Below are 20645 nucleotides of genomic sequence, written 5' to 3'. Positions count from 1 at the left end.
ACAATTTAATTTTATTTATTTGTTTCAAAACGGTTTTAATTTAAATAGCACTTCAGACTACTGTTACCGCTTCAACTTCGCAAACGCATCCGCCATCGCCGAATTGGTCGGGGCGCGGTCGTTGCGTTGGGGTTTGCGGTCGCGGCGTTCGGAGTGTTTGCTTTCAGACGGCCTGTTGCCTTTGGTTGCGCCCGCTTCGTCATCCAGCCGCATGGTCAGCGCGATGCGTTTTCTGGCGGCATCGACTTCCAGCACTTTCACTTTCACCACGTCGCCGGCTTTCACGACTTCGCGCGGGTCTTGGACAAATTTATTGGACAGGGCGGAGATGTGCACCAAGCCGTCCTGATGGACGCCGATGTCCACGAATGCGCCGAAGTTGGCGACGTTGGAGACCACGCCTTCGAGTATCATGCCGACTTGCAAGTCGCTGATTTCGTGGATGCCTTCGGCGAAGGAGGCCGTCTGAAACTCGCCGCGCGGGTCGCGGCCAGGTTTTTCCAGCTCGGACAGGATGTCCAGAATGGTCGGCAGGCCGAAGCGTTCGTCGGTGAAGTCGGATGCTTTGATTTGCTTCACGCGCTCGCGGTTGCCGATGAGTTCGGTGGCGGTAATGCCTTGTTGCGCCAGCATTTTGGCGACGACGGGATAGGCTTCGGGGTGGACGGCACTCGCGTCCAGCGGTTCTTTGCCGCCGTTAATTCGCAAAAAGCCTGCCGCCTGCTCGAAGGTTTTTTCGCCCAAACGCGGTACTTTCAGCAATTTTTTGCGGCTGTCGAACGCGCCGTTTTCATCGCGGTAGGCGACGATGTTTTGGGCAAGGGTTTGATTTAAACCGGAAATCCGCGCCAAGAGTGGGGCGGAGGCGGTGTTCACGTCCACGCCGACGGCGTTCACGCAGTCTTCGACCACCGCGTCTAGCGATTTGGCGAGCTGGCTTTGGTTCACGTCGTGCTGATACTGGCCCACGCCGATAGATTTGGGGTCGATTTTGACCAACTCGGCAAGCGGGTCTTGCAGCCTGCGGGCGATAGACACTGCGCCGCGCAGGGAAACGTCCAAGTCGGGGAACTCGCGCGCCGCCAGTTCGGATGCGGAATAAATCGACGCGCCGGCTTCGGAAACGACGATTTTGTGCAGCCCCATTTCCGGCATTCCGCGCACCAGTTCGCCCGCGATTTTGTCGGTTTCGCGGCTGGCGGTGCCGTTGCCGATGGCGATGAGCTTCACGCCGTGCTGCTTAATCAGGCGCGAAAGCGTTGCCAACATATTGTTTTCTTGATGTAAATAGACGATAACGGTATCCAGCAGCTTGCCCGTGTCGTCCACCACGGCGCATTTCACGCCGTTTCGGTAGCCTGGGTCGAGACCCAAAGTGGTCAGCCGTCCGGCGGGCGCGGTGAGCAGCAAGTCTTTGAGATTGCGGGCGAACACGGTAATCGCGTCGGTGTCGGCGGCTTCTTTCAGACGGCCTAAGGTTTCGAGTTCCAGCGATAAAAAGATTTTCGCGCGCCAAGTCAGGCGCACGGTGTCGCGCAGCCATTTGTGGCCGTCTGAAACCTTGAAACGGCGGGCGATGATTTGCTCGTATTCGCTTTGCTGCGTAATCGGCGTGTCGTCGGGCTGGTATTTGAGCGCGATGTTTAACACGCCTTCGTTGCGGCCGCGCAAAACCGCCAGCGCGCGGTGGCTGGGCATGGCGCGGACGGGTTCGCGGTGGTCGAAATAATCGCTGAATTTTTCGCCTTCGGTTTCTTTGCCTTCAACGACTTGCGCGTGAATTTCGGCTTCGTTCCACAGCTTGTCGCGCAGTGTGCCGATGAGTTCCGCATCTTCGGCAAACTGCTCCATCAGAATTGCACGCGCGCCGTCCAGCGCGGCTTTGGTGTCGGGGACGTTTTCGTTCAGGTAGCCTTGCGCGGCGGCTTCAACATCCTGCGGCTGCTCGGCAAGCAACATGTCCGCCAGCGGCTGCAAACCGTGTTCGCGCGCGATTTGCGCTTTGGTGCGGCGTTTGGGCTTGTAGGGCAGATACAGGTCTTCCAGTGCGGTTTTGTTATCAGCGGCTTCGATGGCAGCCTGCAATTCGGGCGTGAGCTTGCCTTGCTCTTCAATGCTCTTTAAAACAACGGCTTTGCGCTCTTCCAACTCGCGCAGGTATTGCAGCCGCTCGGCAAGCTGGCGCAACTGCGTATCGTCCAGCCCGCCCGTGGCTTCCTTGCGGTAGCGGGCGATAAACGGCACGGTCGCGCCGTCGTCCAAAAGCTCGACGGCGGCGGTGATTTGCGCGGCAGTGGCGGAGAGTTCTTGAGAGAGGATTTGGGTGATGTTCATAGGGGTCCTTTGGATGGGTGCAGGCTGCTTTTGAGGCTACCTGAAAACGATGTCTTGGCAAAGCCAAGGCTGAGTTTCTGCGTTAGCTAAAACGATGTCTTGGCAAAGCCAAGGCTGAGTTTCTGCGTTAGCTAAAACGATGTCTTGGCAAAGCTAAGGCCGCGTTTCTGCGAAGTTGAAAATATCGGCGGGTTATTCTGTATTGTTTCATTGGGCAGGATTGATTGGATTGAATGGCATTTAAAGCTTTTTCAGGCGGCGGCAATCGGGAAAGGCGGCTACCAGCCGTTGTGCCAACTTATCGGGCAGCCCGATAAATAGCGTGTAGGTGCTGTCCCAGCAGACGATTTCAAACAATGCCTGTGGATGCTGCGGCTTGGCATGGTCCTGCCAAAAATCAGGGCTTTCCGCGCTGGGCAGGGGGTGCGAATCAATCTGCAATGCCGCAGTATTGGGTGCGAAGGCGGAAAATACCCCCCAAATGTATTGCTCGTTTGGGTGGCGCCGCAATATCTGCTCCAACTGTGCGCCTGTCAGCCGGCAGGGGTCGGGCAAGGCTGCTTCCCAACCGCCTTCAATATCCGTAATCAGCCAATCATAATCACGGCAAGTATCCCAGCCAAGGATGGACATCATTCTGCCCATGTCGGTATAAAACGGAATATCGCGGCAGCAATCCAGTATCAGATTGTGCGTGTTTTGCCTGGGCAGCGGGGCGGCGAGCGGGTAGCGTGATGATTTTTCGGTTTTCTGAACGGTAAGTTTGGGATTAGGTTTGAAGCGGATAGGGATTTTCATTTCTTGGAAATCATGCGATAGCGTGATTTTGTCCGGCGGAATCACCAGTTTCTGATTAGTGAGCCATGTATCGTGGTAATGCAGCATATTGTGCATTATTTCAAATTCATTGGCATGAAACAGGGAAAAATGCAGTATCCAGTTGATTTTCCCGCCGGTTGCAGAGACGGCGAAGCTGCCCATTTCGCTATCAAGCTTCATCAGCCGATAACCGTTCATTGCCCAAGTCATGGGTGATAATTCGGTTGTTACCCACCATTTCAAATCATCAGGCTCGGCCAGTATGGTGCGCCGCACGGGCAGCCAATCGGTATCGGCATCAAGGCAGTCTGTTTCCCATTCCAGCAATGTGCCGTCGGCAAACAGGATGCCGTTGATAACGGGCAGTTGTTCTGTCCAGTTTTGTTGGATGAATTCGGTTAAGGCACTTGGGGTGGCAGTCATTTAGGGTAGTCTTTCGGCGGCGGTAATATCGGCTGACGGTAGGGGGCGATGTATTTGGGGTTATTTATGGATTGGAAGGGGAATGGTTTGGCAAGGCCTTCAGGCAGCCTGCAAGATTACAGGTTCATCCGTTTCTCAAAATAGCCCAGATAGCCGGTAGAAGGTGGCAAATCCATATTTTCCAATTCTAGAGTATTGATGCTCCACAAACCCGCCAGTTGGGCGGGCGTTTCTTCATCTTGCGCGGCTATCCATTTTTCAAATACGCCTTCTTGTTCAAATTCTTCTTCGGATTCGACAGATATAAGGTTTAAGGATTTTTCGGCGGCGGTTTGCCCTCCGAAGTTTTCCAAGATACAGCTGTCGGAAGTTTCAAAACGCCGTATCCATTTTCCATCCTCCGCTTTTGCCCATGCCAGATAATCCGTTACACGGTAAGAACCGAAATATTGTACTTCTTTGATCGGTCTAATAACGGCTTTGTCAGCATATTGAACGGGCGTTCCGGATGGAGGCACGGCAGAGCCAGATGGCTGGCAACGAACACCCAGCCGCGAATGCAGGGCGATACGAAAACGGGCTGCAGGCTGCTTTGATAGTCCGCCGCTTCTATGATTTGAAAACTGCTTTGCCAGTTGGCCGGCCGTATATTCTGCAACGGCAGCTTTTCCAATACGGCTTCGGGCGAATTGGATTTGACCGCCAGCCAATTGGTTTTGAAACCGAATGACAGCGGCCGGTCGGGCTGTGTGTGGATGTCGGGCATCGCAGTTTGGTTTGCAGCTTGGCTTTCGGCTTGGCTTGATGACACGAAACCCAATTTGTTCAGCAATCCGGACAAAAAATTTTGCATGGTATTTTCCTTTCAGACGGCCTGAAACTATCGTTTCAACGCTTCCAGTTCGGCAATATCTTCCACTTCCGCCTGCTGCGCCATGTGTGCCAAACGGTTTTTCCTGAACAGCCCGTATTGTTCACCGGCAAACGCTTCCATTTGCTTGTGGCTGCGCGTGCCTTTGCCTTCCAATACGGCGAAGCCGTTGTCGGCGATGATGCTGTCTATGCGGCTTTGCCAAAACGCAAGCGTCAGGCCTTGCCGGTTTTTGGCGCGTAGTTCCGCACTTTCCAGAAAGATGACGGTCAGGCGGTTGAGCGTGTCGATTTCGTCGGCGGTCAGGTAATTTTTGGCAATGACGATATCGGCTTTGCGCACGCGTTCGCCGCTCCATGATGTCAACCCCATATTGGGGGCGTTGCCGTCGGCACGGTTGCAGACGAGTTCGGCGGCGGTTTGCTGCGTTACGGCGTAAATCAATTTGTTTTGCGCTTGGGCGAAAAACATCTGTGTGGCTTTGTCGGTGGGGTCGTAGTCGGCAGAGAGTTTGAACAGTTCGCGCACCTTTTGATAAAACCGCATTTCGCTGGCGCGGATGTCGCGGATTCTTTCCAGCAGTTCGTCAAAGTAATCCACGCGTCCGTTGGGATTTTTCAGGCGTTTGTCGTCCAGCACGAAGCCTTTTTCCAAATAGCCCGTCAAAATCTCGTTAGCCCAACGACGGAACTGCACGCCGCGTTTGCTGCGTACTCGGAAGCCGATCGCCAAAATCATTTCCAAAGCATAATGTTTGACTTGGTATTGCTTGCCGTCTGCGGCAGTTATTAAGAAATCCTTAATAACTGAATCCTCAACCAACTCTTTGTCTTCCAATATATTTTTGATATGCGTTGCGATGTTTGGCACGGAGGTGTCAAAAAGTTCGGCAAGTTGGCTTTGATTGAGCCAAACGGTGTGTTCCTGCACCAGCAGGTTTACTTGGGTGCGGCCATCTTCAGTTTGGTAAATCAGGATGTCGGACATGGGTTTTCCCCGTTTGCAGGTAAAGGTCGTCTGAAAAATATTGCCGGTTTATTCCTCATCACATTCTTCGTCATCTTCATCTTCATCTTCTTCGTCATAAGAAGTGTAGAGCCAACTGTCCCAGCCGAACAGTTCGAGCAGCGTATCGAAGCGGTCTTGGTCGGCGGTGCCGATAAATACGCCGCTTGTGTTGCCGTTTTTTGCGAAGCAAAGCAGGATGATTTCGTGAAAGCCGTCGGTGTAGAAGCGTTGATTCTCTTGACGGAGTTCTATGATTTCGGTGCGGTTTTGTTGGATAAACTGCACGGCTTGGGTATCGGCTGATTCTTCGTCCATGATGTTGGCGCAGTAGTACAGACCGCCCATGGCGGCGTTGGTGTAAGCCAATTCCAGCAGTAGGGTGCGGGTATCGGGCAGGTGCGGCTGCCATTTGTAGCTTTCGGTTTCATCGGTGTAAAAGCCGATATGGACGGGCGGGTTGTCTTGCGCCAAATCGGCTCTGGCAATGCCGCACAGAAACACGCCTTGGTATTCCTCTATCAACACTAGATAATCGCCGTCAAAATCCATCTTTTCCAATAGCAACAATCGGTTAAACGACTGATTGACTGCCTCGCTGCCGCCCAGTGTGAGCAGATATTCACGCAACACGGCGGGGAAGCAGATGCCTAGGCGTTGTTCGGCAGCGATGATTTCGGCTTCGAGCAGACCGCAGGGTAGGTGGTCAAGGTGATAGAGGGTAGCGATATTTTGCAGATAATTCATAGAGTAATTCGCGATTAGGGATCGTCTGAAAAAGCAAAAGGCGGATTATGCCACATCGTGATAGGGCTTTCAGGCCGTCTGAAGGCAAACCGGATGGCGGGCAAACGGTATTACAACGCGTTTCCGCCTTGCATGGCGATTGCCTGCATTTTTGATGGTGATGCGCAAAGGAGGCTTGTATAGGATGTTTGCCATGTTTTTGGGCATGTATTTGAAAGAAAAGGCCGTCTGAAATATTTTTCAGACGGCCTCTGTTTGAATTCTGTTTATTGTCAGACGGAATCGGCTTAGATTTCGGTCTGCGTTTTCGGTTTTACGCTGGTAACGATACCGTCTCGGCGGTTTTGCTGTTTCTGCCCTTTGCCGTTGGGAAGGATTTGTTCGACCTTCACGTTGGCCGTGCCGGTGTGGATAAAGCCGAGTTCTTTGGCGGCGGCTTTAGACACATCCATCACGCGGTTGCCGTGGAAGGGGCCGCGGTCGTTGATGCGGACGACGACGCTTTTGCCGTTGGAGAGGTTGGTTACGCGCGCATAGCTGGGGATGGGCAGCGTGCGGTGTGCGGCGGAGAGGGTGTTCATGTCGAAGCGTTCGCCGCTGGAGGTTTTTTTGCCGTGGAAGCCGGGGCCGTACCATGAGGCCTTGCCGGTTTGGCTGAAACTTTCGATTTTTTTGGTCGGCTGGTATCGTTTGCCGGCTACTTTGTAGCTGAGGTTGGCTGTTTTGTGCAGCGGCTCGGTTTGGACGACTACATCAGGTTGGGCAGTGGCCGCGGCTTGAACCGAAGTGTCTGCGGCGGGAGAGGCGTAGGCACTGAGTGAGAAGGCGGCAACCAGGCCGACGAATAAGTTTGGTTTGGTTTGAATCAAAACTAAATCCTGTTCCGGAGTTGATAAGGTTGGCGGCCGCAAATTCCTTTACGGCCTGTTTTTCAGACGGCCTGTCTGTATGGCAGCTTATAGGCCGTCTGAAAAACCGTTTTGCCGCCACGCTTCGAAAACGACGACGGCCACGGTGTTCGACAGATTCATGCTTCTGCTGCCTGCTTTCATCGGCAGGCGGATTTTTTGCCCCGCCGGAAGGCTGTCGAGGATTTCGGCAGGCAGGCCGCGGGTTTCCGGACCGAACAGGAAAACGTCGCCCGGCCGGAATGATACTTGGTCGGGACGTGTGCTGCCCTTGGTGGTCAGCGCGAAAATGCGGCGGCCGGAAAGGGCGGACAGGCAGTCGGCGAAGTTTTCATGCACGGTCAGGCTGGCGAATTCGTGATAGTCCAGCCCGGCACGTTTCATTTTGCTCGAATCAAGCGGGAAACCGAGCGGTTTGACCAGGTGCAAATCCGCACCGGTATTGGCGCACAGCCGGATGATGTTGCCCGTATTGGGCGGGATTTCCGGCTGGTATAAAACGACAGTAAACATAAAATCAGTCACTTAAAACGGGAGGCACTATGCCCCTATGCGGCGCGGTCGTCAAGATTTTTGCATTTTGGCCTGGGCCAGCGTCCAGCAGTATAGGTTTCCGGCCCCCGCCTGCTTTAGCATTCGGGAAAGTTCGGCCAATGTTGCGTTTGTGGTCGCAACGTCGTCGATTAACAGCAAATTGCGTTTTTTAACATCGCCCGCCACGCGGAACAGCCCTGCCACATTTTTCTTCCGCCGCGCATACGGCAGTGTGCTTTGCGGCGGTGCAGGCCGTCTGAAAACGGTATCTTCGGGCAGCAGGGGCAGGCCGTATCGGACAGACAGCAGGCGGGCGAGTTCGCCGCATTGGTTGAAGCCGCGTTCCACTAACCTCTCGCGGCTCAGCGGTACGGCGAGGATGCCGTCTATACCGGCATCGTGCAGCCAGGGCGGCGGCAGGGCGGCCATCAGTTCTGCCAACAAACGCTTCAAGGCTATCTGCCGCAGGTGTTTGAATTCGTGCAACAGGCCGCTGACGGGCGGTTCGTAATGCAGCGACGACCATAATTTTTCAAACGGCGGCGGTTTGCGCTGACAGCCGCCGCAGGGGGAAATGCCGTCGCCGATGCCGCCGCAGCGCGGGCAGCTTTGGCTGCCGGCAACGGCCGAACGGCACAAATCGTCCAGGCAGTCGCGGCATATGCCCCCTGAAGCCGAAGCGTGGCATAATAAGCAGCATTCCGGCGCACACAAATGCAACCATCGGGAAAGGATATTCATGAACAAGCATCTTCCTCATTCTGTTTACCTGATACACGGCTGGGCGGCAAACGGCCGTATATTCGACGGCCTCCGCCCGCTGCTGCCCGAAACCTGGCGGGTGCATACGCCCGACCTGCCCGGACACGGTAACGCGCCTTCGGATGGCACGTTCGACATCATGGCCGCCGCCGATGCGCTGGCGGCCGAAATGCCCGACAACGGCGATGTGGTGGGCTGGTCGCTCGGCGGGCTGGTCGCCCTCCATCTCGCCATCCGCCATCCGCACAAAGTCCGCCGCCTGTGCCTGACCTCGTCGTTTGCCAAATTCCTCGCCGCATCCGACTACCCGCAAGGGCAGAGCCGAACGGCATTGGACAAAATGATTGGCCTGTTCGAACAGGACTACCCGAAATATATGCGCCAGTTTCTGCAACTGCAACTGCTGAACACGCCGGACGGCGAGGAAATCATCGCCTCCGTCCTGCCCGACATGGTGAAAAACGGCGCGCCCGCCGCCCTGAAGGCCGCGCTTGACGCGCTCTCACTTGCAGACGCACGCCCCTTCCTGCGCCAAATCCGCCAACCCGTCTTACTGGTTTACGGCGGGAAAGACAGCATCACCCCGCCGCGCATGGGCGAATACCTGGAACAACACCTGCCGTTTGCCGAATTGCAGATTATCGAAAAAGCGGCACACGCCCCCTTCCTCAGCCATGCCGCCGAATTTTCCGGCCTATTGAAACGCTTCTTCGGCTGAATATTTTCAGACGGCCTGACAACCCCCCATCATCCGAACCATATGAACGACCACGACCCGACAGAACACCTTTGGCACCACTGGCCGCAGGCATGGTATCCCGTCGCCCGCGTATCCCGCTTTGCACCCGGAAAAGTACACAACGGCCACCTGTGCGGCCGCGAATGGGTGCTTTACCGCGGAGAAGACGGCGTTTTCCGCGCCACGGACGCATTCTGCCCCCACATGGGCGCACACCTGAAAAGCGCGCGCGTAGACGGCTGCTCCCTAGAATGCGGCCTGCACGGCTGCCTGGTAGACCCCGCGCAACAAACCGACACCGAACTGCCGCCCATCGGCAAAGGCTGCCGCATCGGCGCACAGGCCTGGCACTGCATCGAACGCTTCGGACTGGTCTGGCTGCACCCGCCGACCGCCGAACCCCCTCCCCCGCCGTTTGACGGCAACGGCCATCACTGGCTGACCGCAGGCCCGCGCCGCATCTGCGCCGACTGGCGCGCCATGATTTGCAACGGTTTCGACCTCTCGCACATGGTGATGGTGCACCAACGCACCGTAGACGGCGACCCGAAGTTCGAACCCTTGCCCGAAGGCGGCCTCAAAATGACCTACCGCACCCGCATCCTGCCCAAAGGCGGCTTTTCCAGCTGGCTAATGCAGCGGCTGTCGGGCGGGCATATCGACTTAATCCACACCTGCATCGGCAGCAGCATCATGGTGCAAAGCCGCGTCGGCCGTTTCCGCACGACGGGCGTTTTCGCCCTCCTGCCCGAAAACCCCGCCGGACACCCTCCCGAACAACGCAGCACGCAGGCCTTTGCCGCCATCGGCATCCCGCACGGCGCACCCCTGCACCGCCTGCAGCTTTGGATTGCCCGCTTCCTCTACCTGGCCTTCCTGAAAAAAGACTTCGTCGTCGTCGAACACATGCGCCTGAAACTCGACGGCGCGGACGACATCGGCGTCAAACAAGTAACCGCCTACCAAAGCAGCCTCAAAAGCATGTGAGGCCGTCTGAAAGAAAGAACCTTACCCCCAACAAACATGATAGACCTCCACTGCCACTCCACCGTCTCCGACGGCGCACTCACTCCGGCCGAAGTCGTCCGCCTCGCCCGCGCCAACGGCTGCACCCTGCTCGCCCTGACCGACCACGACCACACCGGCGGTTTGGCCGAAGCCCGTGCCGAAGCCGAAACCCTCGGCATCCGTTTTATCAACGGCGTGGAAATCTCCGTTACCTGGCGCAAACGCACCATCCACATCGTCGGCCTCGACTTCGACGAACACCACGCCCCGCTGCAAAACCTACTGTCCGAAGTCCGAAAAGGCCGTCTGAAAAGACTCGCAGCCATTGCCGCCAAACTCGAAAAAAAAGGCATCTTCGGCGCATACGAAGGCGCATTGGAACGGGCGGCCAACCCGGAAATGGTCAGCCGCACCCACATCGCCTCCTTCCTGCTCGACAACGGCCATGTCCGCAACAAACAGCAAGCCTTCACCAAATACCTCGGCGAAGGCAAATCCTGCTCCGTCCCCCACCAATGGACCGACTTGGCCGACTGCGTGGGCGCAATAAACGGCGCGGGCGGCATCGCGGTCATCGCCCACCCCATGCGCTATAACCTGTCCGCCACCGCCAAGCGCAACCTGTTCGACGAATTCAAAGCCCTGGACGGGCGCGCCATCGAAGTACACAGCGGCAACAGCAACGCCAACGACCGCCACAACTACGCCTTGCTGGCGGAACGCCACGGCCTGCTGGCCGGCGCGGGCAGCGATTTCCACCGCCCCGGCGACTACGGCGGCGGCATCCTAGGCGCATGCCCCGCCCTGCCCGACCGCTGCCGCCCCGTATGGCATGCCTTCCGCACACCTTATGACGGCTGAAGCAATCAAATTCAAAAAGGCCGTCTGAAAACCATTGTTTGGGTTTTCAGACGGCCTTTTCAATCGGAAATGCCTGCAATCGGTTTGGATAGGGGAATGACAGGAACAGGCGGGCTAAATTGGCTGAATCGAGTGACTAGAGGCAGACTTACCTCCTTGTGTGCTTTTTTGATTTTTACCAGTTTCGCATCAAACATCAAATCTGCCGTATGTCCCTATTCGATCAAAGCAGGACCCATGAATCTCGCAGAATTAGTATTCAATCATAACGGAATCGCTGTTTTCAGCCTATCGGCCGCTGTCCTTTTTCGGCAGTGGTTGGGACGTTATCTTTGGCGGCATCCTTTCAGGAAGGCTTCGTTTTTTCCGATTTGATTTCGGTTTCCGCCTGCCGTTATTTCTCGCTTTTTTCAGACTACCTATCTCGAATCTCGTAGAATGCTTTTTGCATTTCTTCACGAGTCATCTTGGTTTCGCAGCCTTCGTAGGCCGTCTGCAAAGCTTCAATATAATTTTCAATATCGATTTCCCCCACTGCTTCGCTCGTCTCTTTCCAAATCATGCCGAATATGACACCTTTTGCATAACCGTATCGTTGGACAGGCATGGAAAAGGGGGTAATGTTTGTTGCGGCGGACGCGGCGGCATTTTTTCCGCCTGCTTTCCGTTTGGCCTGCTTATGTGTCGAACGCGCCTTTTTTTGTTCTTTGTTTTCTGATGGTGTGTATACCCATTCTTCCCAAATCGCTTCGGCTTGTTTTTCGGTCATCTTGGTCGGCTCGCCTTTGTAAATGGCCAATATGGCCTCAGCCATGGCGTCCATATCGATTTCCTGACCCATCTCTTTTATCAATCTCATTCTTTCGCCGTTAGCCATGCCCAATGCGTAAGCTGCCCTTTGGCCAAATGTTTTGAGAGAAGCGTCATTGGCTGTATGTTTTGCCGATACGGCTTCCTCTGCCTGATTTTCGGTCAGTTTCGTTTTACCTTCCGCGCCGGATGCATAACCGTTTTTTTTGAGCAGGCATCTCAAGGGCAAGTGGAGGGGCTGTGGCAGCGAGAGTGGCTAGCGAAAAGGCACAAGCAAATGCCAACATACCGACTCTGAAAGTTTTTTTCATATATTTTTTTATGTGTGTATTGAAGGGTTAAGCCACTTTTCAGACGGCCTTTCTTTATAAAGCCCCTGCCTCTTCGAGTACGTTTTGGGCGGCGAGTTCGGCCGTGTCGCGGCGCAGCATGTGGTGCAATTCGTGAAAATCGCGCTGCAGGGCGGCGCAGTCTTCGGGCGATTCGTACCATTTGATCAGCGCGTCGGCCAGCAGTTGCGGTTTGGCGCGGCTTTGCAGCAGTTCGGGCACGGCCTCGCGCCCCAGCAGGATGTTGGGCAGGCCGACGTGCGGCACTTTGATTTTCCGCTTCACATAGGCGTAGGTCAGCGGAGAGATTTTGTAGCTGATGACCATCGGGCGTTTGCACAGGGCGACTTCGAGGGTGGCGGTGCCGCTGGTTACCAATACGGCATCGGCGGCGGTGCAGGCCAGGTCGGCATGGGCGGTCATCAGTTGTATGGGCAGGTGTTTGAACCGCTCTTCGGCCAGCAGGGCGGTCAGGCGGTTGCGTGTGGCGTGGGTGGCGACGGGCAGCAGGAAGCGGGCGTCGGGGTAGCGTTGCAGTATGAGTTTGGCCGTCTGAAAAAACATCGGTGCCATGTAGTCGATTTCGCTGACGCGGCTGCCGGGCAGTAGGGCGAATACGGGGGTGTCGCCGTCAAGTTTCATTCTCTGCCGGGCGGCAGCGCGGTCGGCTTCCAGCGGCATGGTTTGCGCCATCGGATGGCCGACGAATTCCGCCCGCCCGCCCGCGTCGCGGTAGAGCTGCGGTTCCATCGGGAAGAGGCAGAGGACGCGGTTGGCCTGGCGGACGATTTTATTGACGCGCCCGCGCCGCCATGCCCAAACGGAAGGGCTGACGTAGTGGACGGTGGGGATGCCCGACTGTTTGAGTTTTTCTTCGACGTAGAGGTTGAAGTCGGGCGCGTCGATGCCGACGAACACGTCCGGCCGTGCGGCGCGCATTTTTTCAATCAGGCCTTTGCGGATGGAGAGGATTTCGGGCAGGCGTTTGACGACTTCGGCAAACCCGCGCACGGCGAGTTTTTCCTGTTCGTAAAGGCTTTCGAAACCGAGCGCGGTCATGCGCGGGCCGCCGATGCCGGTGAAACGGGCGTTCGGACAGCGGGCGCGGATGGCTTCCATCAGGTGCGCGCCGAGCAGGTCGCCCGAGGCTTCGCCCGCGCACAGGGCGATGAGGGGGGAGGTTTTGTTCATGTGTTCGGAGGATGTGTTTTTGTTTGACTGTCTGAATGGCGGCGTACCGCCCGAATGCGGTTGAGGCCGTCTGAAAGCGCGGTTTTGGTCAAACCGATGTGTTATTCGTGCTTTCAGACGGCCTTTTATTCAGGCTTTCAAGCCAGCCGCCGTTGCAGTTCCGCCGCCAGTTCGCGGTAGGCCTGCGTGCCTTTGGCTTTGGCATCGTACACCAGCGCGGGCATGCCGTGGCTGGGTGCCTCGGCCAGCCGCACGTTGCGCGGGATGGTGGTGGCGAAGAGTTTGCCGCCGAAGTGCTGTTGCAATTGTTCGCCGACTTCCGCCGCCAGACGGCTGCGGCTGTCGAACATGGTGCGGACGATGCCTGTCAGGTCGAGCTTGGGGTTGATGGCCTGACGGATTTTGCGGACGGTGGCCACCAAGTCGGAAATGCCTTCGAGCGCGTAGTATTCGCACACCATGGGCACGATCACGCCGTCGGCGGCCACCAGCCCGTTCAGGGTCAGCAGGGTCAGCGTGGGCGGGCAGTCGATGAGGATGAAGTCGTAATCGTCCGCCACTTCGGCCAACGCGTTTTTCAGCCGCATTTCGCGGGCGATTTCCTGCACCAGCTCGACTTCCGCCCCGGCCAGCGCGCGGTTGGCGGCCAAGACGTGATAGCCGCCGCTGCCGCCGGTATCGACCGCCGTTTTCACGTCGGCCTCGCCCAGCAAGACATGGTAGACACCGTGCCGGATGGCGGTTTTGTCCACACCGCTGCCCGTGGTGGCGTTGCCCTGCGGGTCGAGGTCCACCACCAGGACGCGGCGGCCGTCGGCGGCCAGCGAAGCCGCAAGGTTGACGGCGGTGGTGGTTTTGCCCACGCCGCCTTTTTGGTTGGCAATGGCGATAATATGTGCGCTCATGGTTTGGTCGGCCCGTTTGTGTTTCGAAACGGCGGATTGTACCGTTATTTGCCGCCGCCCGAAACAGAACGCGCAAGGCCGTCTGAAAGACGGTTTCAGACGGCCTGCCGTTTCTTTATAATGACGCGGCTTGATACCCGCACCCACATCCCCGAAAGGAAAGCCCCATGAAGAAATACCTGCCGGTTTTGCTGCTTGCCGCCCTGTCCGCCTGCGGCGGCCAGCCTGCCGAAAATGTCGAACAGCCGCCGAAACCCGAATTTACCGCCAAATTCCTCGATATTTCGGTGCTGGTGCCGAAGCTGCCTTTGGGCGAGCCGAAAATCAGCGAAGGGCAGGACGGCGAAAAAACCTACCGCTATCCGATTAACGGCCTGCCGGAAGACAATTTTGTCGAAATCAGCGGCAAATTCCCGGAAAACATGCATGCGGTTAACGGCCGGTGCATGGAAGACCCCGCTGCCGGCTGGGCGCAGGGCGGCGTCTGCCGCGACCTATTCGACAAACTGACCGCCGCCGTAACCGCCAAACCCGACGTTATCGGCAACTACCTACTCAGCCACGGCGGTTTGCAGCCTGTGTCGGAACAACGCGCTTACGGCGCGGTTCAAGACGGACGTTTCGTGTTCGACGTAGACCGCAAAGGCATGTTCTCGCTGCGCCGCCGCTAAACGGTTTGAGGCCGTCTGAAACCTGTTTTTCAGACGGCCTTTCCATCACGGCAAGCCCTTGCCTAAACCCAACCGCCCGCCGAACGGCGGACAACCGTCCCGAAACGGGCAAACACCCGACCCCGCACGCGGCCAAGCCCTTCACCGGCACACAGGCCGTCTGAAAGCACCCGACCCGCATAGCCGAACGCCGTTCCGGCACAATAAAAACACCACGAGGCTGAAACCATGACGCCAAACCAAACACCCGACTCCGTCCTCCATCTGCTGACCGCCCGCCTCGCCGCCCGAGGCCTTACCGTCAGTTGCGCCGAATCCTGCACCGGCGGCCTGCTGGCGGCGGAATTCACCCGCCTGCCCGGCAGTTCCGCCTGGTTTGAAACAGGCTTCGTTACCTACAGCAACGAAGCGAAACAACGGCTGTTGGGCGTTTCCGCCGACAGCCTGCGGCAATACGGCGCAGTCAGCGAAACCGTGGTACACGAAATGGCGGCGGGGGCAAGGCGGGCGGCGGATGCCGACTACGCCCTCAGCATTTCGGGCATCGCCGGCCCGGGCGGCGGCAGCGCCGAAAAACCCGTCGGCACCGTCTGCTTCGGCCTTGCCGACCGTCAAACCACCTACGCCCGCACCGCCCGCTTCAGCGGCAACCGCGACGAAATACGGCGGCAGGCCGTCGATTTCGCCCTCGCGTTCCTCAACGAAACCCTGTCATCTGCACAATAAGCAGGCAGAAATGTGATATTCATATTTATTTTGAAAATTTAACGGTTTACACCCGTTTTTATACTAGACTTTCCCCGCACAATCCCTTACCATCCGCCCTTTTTTTTCAGTATCACACACTACCACAACAGCCATGCTCGATAATTACCGGCTGCCGGCCCGTTGCGCCGTCGTAGCCACGTCTACAAGTTCCCTTGATGAAATCGCATCGGATGACGACCTGCTCTACATCCTGCGCCTCAACATCCATATGGACGGCATCGTCTATTCAGACGGCCTGGACCTGCACCCCGATGCCTTCTACCTCTGGCAAGTCGAAACGCCCGACGACGCGGCCACCACTTCGCCGCCGGCGGAAAAAACCGTCAGAAGGCAGTTTGCCGAACTGCGCGACCTCGGCTACCGCGAAGTCATCGTAACCACCTTAAGCGGCAAAATCAGCGGCGCGGCCGACATCATCCGCAAAGTGGCGGTGGAAATGGCGCGCGAGATTACCGTTTACGTCGTCGATACCGGCACGGCCTGCATGCCCGAAGGCCATTTCGCACTCGAAGCGCTGCAACTGCTGCACCTGGGCTTTGCCCCCGCCGACGTCGTGGCGCACCTCGAACGATTGAAGCCCACCGCCGAAATCATATTCAGCGTGCACAACACACGCCAACTGCGTCGCCAACGCCATCTGAATCCGACCGAGAAATTCTTTGCCGGACTGCTGGACCTGAAGCCCGTCCTGCGTTTCCGCGACGGTGAATTTTCACGGCTCGATGTCGGCAGAAAGACCGAAAACACCTTGGACGCCTTGGTCGAAGCCGTCAAAAAGCAGACTCACGGCAAACATGTCCGCGCCTACGGCCTCTACAGCGGCAACCGCGGTCTTTACGACCAGCTGGCGCAAAAGCTGCAGGACAAAACCGGCTTGAAAATAACCGGCTTTCCGATTTCGCCCGTTATCGGCGCGCACCTCGGCCCCGATGCCGTCGGTGTCGGCTGGGTGGAAGAATTGATGTAATTCCCGCCTGCCCGGCACCATCGTAGCAGCCGGCACTGTTCCCTAATCGTCAAAAGGCCGTCTGAAAATGTGTTTTCAGACGGCCTCCATCTTTCCGGCATCCTTTTTAATCATCGAAACAGGCTTCATACAGCGGCAGCAGCGCGCGCACCGTATCCACAATCCAGGCCGCGCTGTCGGTTTTGCCCAAATCGGCGCGTTCGATGTGGCGGCCGATGCAGAAGAAATCGTCTTTGCCGTCCAATACGGGCACGCCGCTTTGCGCCACGGTCGGATAATTGGCGTATTCGTCGTCCGCACCGTGCCAAATATCGAAAGCCGCATAACGTTCGGCTTCCAAAACATCCAGCCAGCGGTTGTACTGCGGCAGGGCGATAGGCGAAACATCGGCCTTGTAGCAATGCCAGTCGAGGCTGACGGTCAGGCGGCGGCGGTTGAGCAACACCGACAAAATCGCCGCCGCATCGCTGTATTGCGTGTATTTGAAATAGGCGAAAAAATGCGCCCGTACCTGCCAGCCGTTGCACCAGCGTTCGATGTGCGGCGGAGCGAACGGCGCACCCAAATCTTCCGCCACCTGCCGAATCAAGGCCTGCCAATCCTGCCACGCCGCCTTGTAGTCGGCTTTGATTTGCGGAATCGACTCCGGCTGGTATTTTTTCAACTGGGAAAACTGGTAAAACGGAATGTCGAACAGTTCGCTGTGTTTCGGCGTCAGCATGATGCCTGCTCCTTCTGCGGTGAATTGAAACGGCCAATATCCGATTGCCGCCATCGGCTTGCGGCAGTCCTGCATATTTCCGGCAACCTAAATCCGGATTCCCGCCTGCGCGGGAATAGCGGTACGGCCTTACTATACCCTGTATCGGTTCTGCGGCGGGAAGGCCGTCTGAAAACAGCTTTCAGACGGCCTCTTCCTATTCTTCCGGCAGTTCCGCCGAACCCATGCGTTTCAAAATGATGTTGGTTTTGGCGCGCAGGCGTTTGCTGTTCGGGTTATCGGCGTAGAACAACGGGGCGGGAACGCGGGCGGCCAGGGCGGCGGCCTGTTGTTTGCTCAGGGTGGCGGCGGGTTTGCGGTAAAAACGCTGCGAGGCGGCTTCCGCGCCGAATACGCCGTAATCCCATTCGATAACGTTGAGGTAGAGTTCAAAGATGCGGTCTTTGTCGGTGGTGGCTTCGAGCATGGCGGTGATGGCGGCTTCCTCGCCTTTGCGGATGTAGCTCTGCCATTCGTTAAGGAACAGGTTTTTGGCAAGCTGCTGGCTGATGGTCGAGCCTCCGCCTTTGATGCGGCCGCTTTGTTCGTTGCGGCGCATGGCGTTGCGTATGCCGTTCCAGTCGAAGCCGCCGTGTTCGGCAAAGGCCGCGTCTTCCGAGGCAATCAGTGCCTTTTTCAGATTGACGGAGATGCGGTTGTAGGGAACCCAGCGGTAGTCCAAGGCAACTTCCCGCCCTTCGCTGCGGAATTCGTTCATCCGCATGGTCATAAACGCGCTGTGGTGCGGGGCGACGGCGCGGTAGGTCAGTATGCTGCCGTAAACATAGGCGTTAAACAGGATGAAGGCGGCAAAAGGTAATGCAATCAACCATTTCAACATTTTCAGACGGCCTTTCTCAAGGTTTCGATAACGGGTTCGACATCGGGCGAAAACCCGCGCCACAGGCGGTAGGATTCGGCGGCCTGGCCGACCAGCATGCCGAGGCCGTCTGAAACCTTGTGCGCGCCGTTTCGGCGTGCCAGCAACATAAAGGCGGTCGGTTCGCGGCCGTAAACCATATCGTAGGCCAGTTCGCAATGTTCGAAAACGGCGGGAGATATATCGGGGGCTTGTCCGTTCAAACCGCCCGACGTGCCGTTGATGACGATATCGAAGCCTTCCGCCGCGTCTGCCAAAGCGCAAGACAGCACGCCGAATTGTTCCGCCAACTCATGCGCTTTGGACGGCGTGCGGTTGGCGACGGTAACGGCGGCAGGTTCTTGCGCCAGCAGCGGTTGCAGCACGCCGCGCACCGCGCCACCCGCACCCAGCACCAAAATCCGTTTGCCGCGCAGGGAAACGTTTTGGCGGGCGATGTCGCGCACCAAACCGACTCCGTCGGTGTTGTCGGCTTTCAGACGGCCGTCTGAAAGCCGTATCAGCGTATTGGCCGCACCTGCCGCTGCGGCGCGTTCGGACAACTCGTCGGCCAATGCGAAGGCTTCAGTTTTAAACGGCAGGGTAACATTCGCCCCCGCGCCGCCCGAAGCGAAAAACGCCCGCACCGCCGGCGCAAAGCCGCCGATGTCGGCCAAACAACGGCCGTATTCGATTTCCACCCCTTCCTGGGCGGCAAACAGTCGGTGGATTTCGGGCGACCTGCTGTGGGCAATCGGATTGCCGAACACGGCGTATTGCGAAACGGAAGTCATGTCTTTCCTTTGCAGACGGTTTTCAGACGGCCTCAGCCTGACGGTAGATTTTCTTATCAACCCAATACACCAGCAACAGCACCGGCAGGCCGATCAGCGCGGTAAACAGGAAAAAGCCCGGGTAGCCGATTTTGCTCACAATCGTGCCGGAATAGCCGCCCAGCGTTTTCGGCAGCAAGGTCATCAGCGAACTGAAAATGGCGTATTGTACGGCGGTGAAACGGATATTCGTCAGCGAAGAGAGGAAGGCGACGAACACCGCGCCCGCCAACCCCGAAGCCAAATTGTCGAAACCGACCGCCAAATACATAAATACCACGTCGTGCCCGCGATAAGCCAGCGTGACGAACAGCAGATTGGTGGCCGAAGCCAGCACCGCGCCGGCCATCATCATCTTCATCAGCGAAAACCGCTGCGACAGCAGCCCGCCGAGGAAACCGCCCGCCACCGCCATCACCACGCCGAAGGTTTTCACCGCCGCCGCGATTTCGTTTTTGCTGAACCCCATTTCCTGATAAAACACATTGGAAATCACCCCGGCCACAATATCCGAAATGCGGTACAGCCCGATTAAAGCCAAAAGCAGCAGGGCCGAACGGCCGTAACGCCGGAAAAAATCGGCCACGGGCGTTACCCAGGTATCGACGGCCAACTGCTTGGGCACGATTTTCAGCCACACCAAAAACGCACCGGCCAGCCCCGCCGCACCCACCGACATCGTCAGGCGGGCCGCCTCAACCAGTAAGCCCAACAGCGCGTCCTCCTGCTTCGGAAACAAACCGCCGAACCAGGAAAACATTGCCGCAAATGCCGACACGGAACCGAGGAACAGCACAATCAGGCGCAGGCTGTCCGCCAAACTGCGCCGTTTGTCCGCACGGGCGGCCACCTCCGGCTCGCGCATCAGCAAAACCGTCGCCATGCCCACCGCCATCACCGCCGCCATCAGCAAATACGTCTGCTGCCACGCGGCATACACATAATGCCCCGTCTTCGACCCGAGCGTTTCCGCCGCATACAGCGCGCCCGCGCCGGAAACAATCATGCCGACGCGGTATCCCGCATTGTAAGTGGCCGACGTTACCGACTGCATCGCCGTATCGTCCCCCGCCGCCTCGATGCGGTAGGCATCGATAACAACGTCCTGCGTGGCCGAAGAAAAGCCGAGCAGCACCGCCGCCGCCGCCATCATCGCCAAAGCCCCGGGCTGCGCCGGATCAACCATCGCCATCCAAACGATGGCCGACGCCACGGCCGCCTGCGACAACAGCAGCCAGGAACGCCGCCAACCCAACTTTCCCAAAACAGGCAGCGGCAACGAATCGATTAGCGGTGCCCAAACGAATTTGAACGAATAAGCCAAAGCCGCCCAGCTGAACATCGTTACCATATCGCGCGACACGCCGGCCTCGCTCAACCACAACGACAGGCTGGAAAAAATCAGCATAATCGGCACACCGGCGGAAAATCCGAGGGAAAACAGCACGACGGCGCGCGGGTCGGTATAAACGGCGGCGGCATGCAGCCAGCTGGAAGATTGTTTCATGTTGCGAATTTCAAAAAGCCGAACGGCGGAAGGC

Annotated in this window: 23 protein-coding genes; 7 read left to right on the top strand and 16 right to left on the bottom strand. The window is 57.4% G+C overall.

Annotation, left to right across the window (positions count from 1 at the left end):
- Nucleotides 1-63: 63 nt before the first annotated feature.
- The 9 genes from ACTHSL_RS06620 to ACTHSL_RS06580 all read right to left on the bottom strand — a co-directional run bounded on the left by ACTHSL_RS06620 (nucleotide 64) and on the right by ACTHSL_RS06580 (nucleotide 8382).
- Nucleotides 64-2334, bottom strand: a complete 2271-nt coding sequence (locus ACTHSL_RS06620; RefSeq protein ID WP_440380808.1) for a Tex family protein — start codon at nucleotides 2332-2334, stop codon at nucleotides 64-66.
- Nucleotides 2335-2574: 240 nt separating this feature from the next.
- Nucleotides 2575-3576 carry a hypothetical protein gene (locus ACTHSL_RS06615; RefSeq protein WP_440380807.1) on the bottom strand — a complete coding sequence of 334 codons (1002 nt, stop codon included), beginning with the start codon at nucleotides 3574-3576 and terminating at the stop codon, nucleotides 2575-2577.
- 116 nt (nucleotides 3577-3692) lie between these two features.
- The gene (locus ACTHSL_RS06610; protein WP_440380806.1) at nucleotides 3693-3929 is read right to left on the bottom strand and encodes a hypothetical protein; all 237 of its coding nucleotides are present in this window, start codon (nucleotides 3927-3929) and stop codon (nucleotides 3693-3695) included.
- A gap of 74 nt (nucleotides 3930-4003) precedes the next feature.
- Complete coding sequence (locus ACTHSL_RS06605; protein WP_440380805.1) at nucleotides 4004-4429, bottom strand: hypothetical protein; 426 nt, start codon at nucleotides 4427-4429, stop codon at nucleotides 4004-4006.
- A gap of 27 nt (nucleotides 4430-4456) precedes the next feature.
- Entirely contained in the window at nucleotides 4457-5434 is a 978-nt protein-coding gene (locus ACTHSL_RS06600) for a virulence RhuM family protein (RefSeq protein ID WP_440380804.1), read from the bottom strand.
- A 48-nt stretch (nucleotides 5435-5482) separates the two neighbouring features.
- Complete coding sequence (locus ACTHSL_RS06595; protein ID WP_440380803.1) at nucleotides 5483-6199, bottom strand: SMI1/KNR4 family protein; 717 nt, start codon at nucleotides 6197-6199, stop codon at nucleotides 5483-5485.
- A 287-nt stretch (nucleotides 6200-6486) separates the two neighbouring features.
- On the bottom strand, nucleotides 6487-7035 hold the full coding sequence (locus tag ACTHSL_RS06590) for a septal ring lytic transglycosylase RlpA family protein (protein ID WP_428847278.1): 549 nt from the start codon (nucleotides 7033-7035) through the stop codon (nucleotides 6487-6489).
- A gap of 120 nt (nucleotides 7036-7155) precedes the next feature.
- Nucleotides 7156-7620, bottom strand: a complete 465-nt coding sequence (trmL, locus tag ACTHSL_RS06585; protein WP_003772370.1) for a tRNA (uridine(34)/cytosine(34)/5-carboxymethylaminomethyluridine(34)-2'-O)-methyltransferase TrmL — start codon at nucleotides 7618-7620, stop codon at nucleotides 7156-7158.
- Nucleotides 7621-7671: 51 nt separating this feature from the next.
- Complete coding sequence (locus tag ACTHSL_RS06580) at nucleotides 7672-8382, bottom strand: ComF family protein (protein WP_440380802.1); 711 nt, start codon at nucleotides 8380-8382, stop codon at nucleotides 7672-7674.
- On the opposite strand from ACTHSL_RS06580, the gene bioH reads away from it, so the two are divergent.
- The 3 genes from bioH to ACTHSL_RS06565 are packed head-to-tail and all read left to right on the top strand — an operon-like array spanning nucleotide 8381 to nucleotide 11011.
- The gene (bioH, locus tag ACTHSL_RS06575) at nucleotides 8381-9121 is read left to right on the top strand and encodes a pimeloyl-ACP methyl ester esterase BioH (protein ID WP_440380801.1); all 741 of its coding nucleotides are present in this window, start codon (nucleotides 8381-8383) and stop codon (nucleotides 9119-9121) included. The genes ACTHSL_RS06580 and bioH overlap by 2 nt on opposite strands.
- A 42-nt stretch (nucleotides 9122-9163) precedes the next feature.
- The gene (locus tag ACTHSL_RS06570) at nucleotides 9164-10129 is read left to right on the top strand and encodes a Rieske 2Fe-2S domain-containing protein (RefSeq protein ID WP_440380800.1); all 966 of its coding nucleotides are present in this window, start codon (nucleotides 9164-9166) and stop codon (nucleotides 10127-10129) included.
- 36 nt (nucleotides 10130-10165) lie between these two features.
- Complete coding sequence (locus ACTHSL_RS06565; protein ID WP_440380799.1) at nucleotides 10166-11011, top strand: PHP domain-containing protein; 846 nt, start codon at nucleotides 10166-10168, stop codon at nucleotides 11009-11011.
- A gap of 415 nt (nucleotides 11012-11426) precedes the next feature.
- Here the strand turns inward: ACTHSL_RS06565 and ACTHSL_RS06560 are convergent, their stop codons facing one another.
- From ACTHSL_RS06560 to ACTHSL_RS06550, 3 genes are all read right to left on the bottom strand, one after another.
- Nucleotides 11427-12044 (bottom strand): FKBP-type peptidyl-prolyl cis-trans isomerase N-terminal domain-containing protein, encoded by a 618-nt coding sequence (locus ACTHSL_RS06560; protein WP_440380798.1) that lies wholly within the window; start codon nucleotides 12042-12044, stop codon nucleotides 11427-11429.
- 142 nt (nucleotides 12045-12186) lie between these two features.
- Entirely contained in the window at nucleotides 12187-13341 is a 1155-nt protein-coding gene (lpxB, locus tag ACTHSL_RS06555; RefSeq protein WP_440380797.1) for a lipid-A-disaccharide synthase, read from the bottom strand.
- A 137-nt stretch (nucleotides 13342-13478) separates the two neighbouring features.
- Nucleotides 13479-14246, bottom strand: a complete 768-nt coding sequence (locus ACTHSL_RS06550) for a ParA family protein (RefSeq protein WP_107994063.1) — start codon at nucleotides 14244-14246, stop codon at nucleotides 13479-13481.
- Between ACTHSL_RS06550 and ACTHSL_RS06545 the strand changes: the two genes are divergently transcribed.
- From ACTHSL_RS06545 to ACTHSL_RS06530, 4 genes are all read left to right on the top strand, one after another.
- The gene (locus tag ACTHSL_RS06545; protein WP_440380796.1) at nucleotides 14235-14417 is read left to right on the top strand and encodes a hypothetical protein; all 183 of its coding nucleotides are present in this window, start codon (nucleotides 14235-14237) and stop codon (nucleotides 14415-14417) included. The genes ACTHSL_RS06550 and ACTHSL_RS06545 overlap by 12 nt on opposite strands.
- On the top strand, nucleotides 14414-14917 hold the full coding sequence (locus tag ACTHSL_RS06540; RefSeq protein WP_440380795.1) for a hypothetical protein: 504 nt from the start codon (nucleotides 14414-14416) through the stop codon (nucleotides 14915-14917). The genes ACTHSL_RS06545 and ACTHSL_RS06540 overlap by 4 nt, the downstream gene beginning before the upstream one ends.
- A gap of 228 nt (nucleotides 14918-15145) precedes the next feature.
- On the top strand, nucleotides 15146-15643 hold the full coding sequence (locus tag ACTHSL_RS06535) for a CinA family protein (protein ID WP_440380794.1): 498 nt from the start codon (nucleotides 15146-15148) through the stop codon (nucleotides 15641-15643).
- Nucleotides 15644-15776: 133 nt separating this feature from the next.
- On the top strand, nucleotides 15777-16652 hold the full coding sequence (locus tag ACTHSL_RS06530; protein ID WP_440380793.1) for a DegV family protein: 876 nt from the start codon (nucleotides 15777-15779) through the stop codon (nucleotides 16650-16652).
- A gap of 106 nt (nucleotides 16653-16758) precedes the next feature.
- On the opposite strand, the gene ACTHSL_RS06525 is transcribed toward ACTHSL_RS06530, so the two are convergent.
- The 4 genes from ACTHSL_RS06525 to ACTHSL_RS06510 form a co-directional block, all read right to left on the bottom strand.
- Nucleotides 16759-17373, bottom strand: a complete 615-nt coding sequence (locus ACTHSL_RS06525) for an HI_0552 family protein (protein WP_440380816.1) — start codon at nucleotides 17371-17373, stop codon at nucleotides 16759-16761.
- 196 nt (nucleotides 17374-17569) lie between these two features.
- Nucleotides 17570-18253: a monofunctional biosynthetic peptidoglycan transglycosylase gene (gene mtgA, locus ACTHSL_RS06520; RefSeq protein ID WP_003772640.1), complete on the bottom strand. Its 684-nt coding sequence runs from the start codon at nucleotides 18251-18253 to the stop codon at nucleotides 17570-17572.
- Nucleotides 18254-18255: 2 nt separating this feature from the next.
- On the bottom strand, nucleotides 18256-19065 hold the full coding sequence (aroE, locus tag ACTHSL_RS06515; RefSeq protein ID WP_440380792.1) for a shikimate dehydrogenase: 810 nt from the start codon (nucleotides 19063-19065) through the stop codon (nucleotides 18256-18258).
- Between the two features lie 22 nt (nucleotides 19066-19087).
- Nucleotides 19088-20611 carry an AmpG family muropeptide MFS transporter gene (locus ACTHSL_RS06510; RefSeq protein WP_440380791.1) on the bottom strand — a complete coding sequence of 508 codons (1524 nt, stop codon included), beginning with the start codon at nucleotides 20609-20611 and terminating at the stop codon, nucleotides 19088-19090.
- Between the last annotated feature and the right edge of the window lie 34 nt (nucleotides 20612-20645).

This window comes from Neisseria sp. P0008.S010, assembly GCF_051962715.1.
Classification (GTDB): Bacteria; Pseudomonadota; Gammaproteobacteria; order Burkholderiales; family Neisseriaceae; genus Neisseria; species Neisseria elongata.
This window is presented reverse-complemented; position numbering and strand designations above follow the sequence as displayed.

What these genes read in the sequence shown, in the direction of transcription:
- ACTHSL_RS06620 (WP_440380808.1), bottom strand. Translation starts at nt 2,334, where the DNA reads ATGAACATCACCCAAATCCTCTCTCAAGAACTCTCCGCCACTGCCGCG.
- ACTHSL_RS06615 (WP_440380807.1), bottom strand. Translation starts at nt 3,576, where the DNA reads ATGACTGCCACCCCAAGTGCCTTAACCGAATTCATCCAACAAAACTGG.
- ACTHSL_RS06605 (WP_440380805.1), bottom strand. Translation starts at nt 4,429, where the DNA reads ATGCAAAATTTTTTGTCCGGATTGCTGAACAAATTGGGTTTCGTGTCA.
- ACTHSL_RS06600 (WP_440380804.1), bottom strand. Translation starts at nt 5,434, where the DNA reads ATGTCCGACATCCTGATTTACCAAACTGAAGATGGCCGCACCCAAGTA.
- ACTHSL_RS06595 (WP_440380803.1), bottom strand. Translation starts at nt 6,199, where the DNA reads ATGAATTATCTGCAAAATATCGCTACCCTCTATCACCTTGACCACCTA.
- trmL (WP_003772370.1), bottom strand. Translation starts at nt 7,620, where the DNA reads ATGTTTACTGTCGTTTTATACCAGCCGGAAATCCCGCCCAATACGGGC.
- bioH (WP_440380801.1), top strand. Translation starts at nt 8,381, where the DNA reads ATGAACAAGCATCTTCCTCATTCTGTTTACCTGATACACGGCTGGGCG.
- ACTHSL_RS06580 (WP_440380802.1), bottom strand. Translation starts at nt 8,382, where the DNA reads ATGAATATCCTTTCCCGATGGTTGCATTTGTGTGCGCCGGAATGCTGC.
- ACTHSL_RS06570 (WP_440380800.1), top strand. Translation starts at nt 9,164, where the DNA reads ATGAACGACCACGACCCGACAGAACACCTTTGGCACCACTGGCCGCAG.
- ACTHSL_RS06565 (WP_440380799.1), top strand. Translation starts at nt 10,166, where the DNA reads ATGATAGACCTCCACTGCCACTCCACCGTCTCCGACGGCGCACTCACT.
- lpxB (WP_440380797.1), bottom strand. Translation starts at nt 13,341, where the DNA reads ATGAACAAAACCTCCCCCCTCATCGCCCTGTGCGCGGGCGAAGCCTCG.
- ACTHSL_RS06545 (WP_440380796.1), top strand. Translation starts at nt 14,235, where the DNA reads ATGTGCGCTCATGGTTTGGTCGGCCCGTTTGTGTTTCGAAACGGCGGA.
- ACTHSL_RS06550 (WP_107994063.1), bottom strand. Translation starts at nt 14,246, where the DNA reads ATGAGCGCACATATTATCGCCATTGCCAACCAAAAAGGCGGCGTGGGC.
- ACTHSL_RS06540 (WP_440380795.1), top strand. Translation starts at nt 14,414, where the DNA reads ATGAAGAAATACCTGCCGGTTTTGCTGCTTGCCGCCCTGTCCGCCTGC.
- ACTHSL_RS06535 (WP_440380794.1), top strand. Translation starts at nt 15,146, where the DNA reads ATGACGCCAAACCAAACACCCGACTCCGTCCTCCATCTGCTGACCGCC.
- ACTHSL_RS06530 (WP_440380793.1), top strand. Translation starts at nt 15,777, where the DNA reads ATGCTCGATAATTACCGGCTGCCGGCCCGTTGCGCCGTCGTAGCCACG.
- ACTHSL_RS06525 (WP_440380816.1), bottom strand. Translation starts at nt 17,373, where the DNA reads ATGCTGACGCCGAAACACAGCGAACTGTTCGACATTCCGTTTTACCAG.
- mtgA (WP_003772640.1), bottom strand. Translation starts at nt 18,253, where the DNA reads ATGTTGAAATGGTTGATTGCATTACCTTTTGCCGCCTTCATCCTGTTT.
- aroE (WP_440380792.1), bottom strand. Translation starts at nt 19,065, where the DNA reads ATGACTTCCGTTTCGCAATACGCCGTGTTCGGCAATCCGATTGCCCAC.
- ACTHSL_RS06510 (WP_440380791.1), bottom strand. Translation starts at nt 20,611, where the DNA reads ATGAAACAATCTTCCAGCTGGCTGCATGCCGCCGCCGTTTATACCGAC.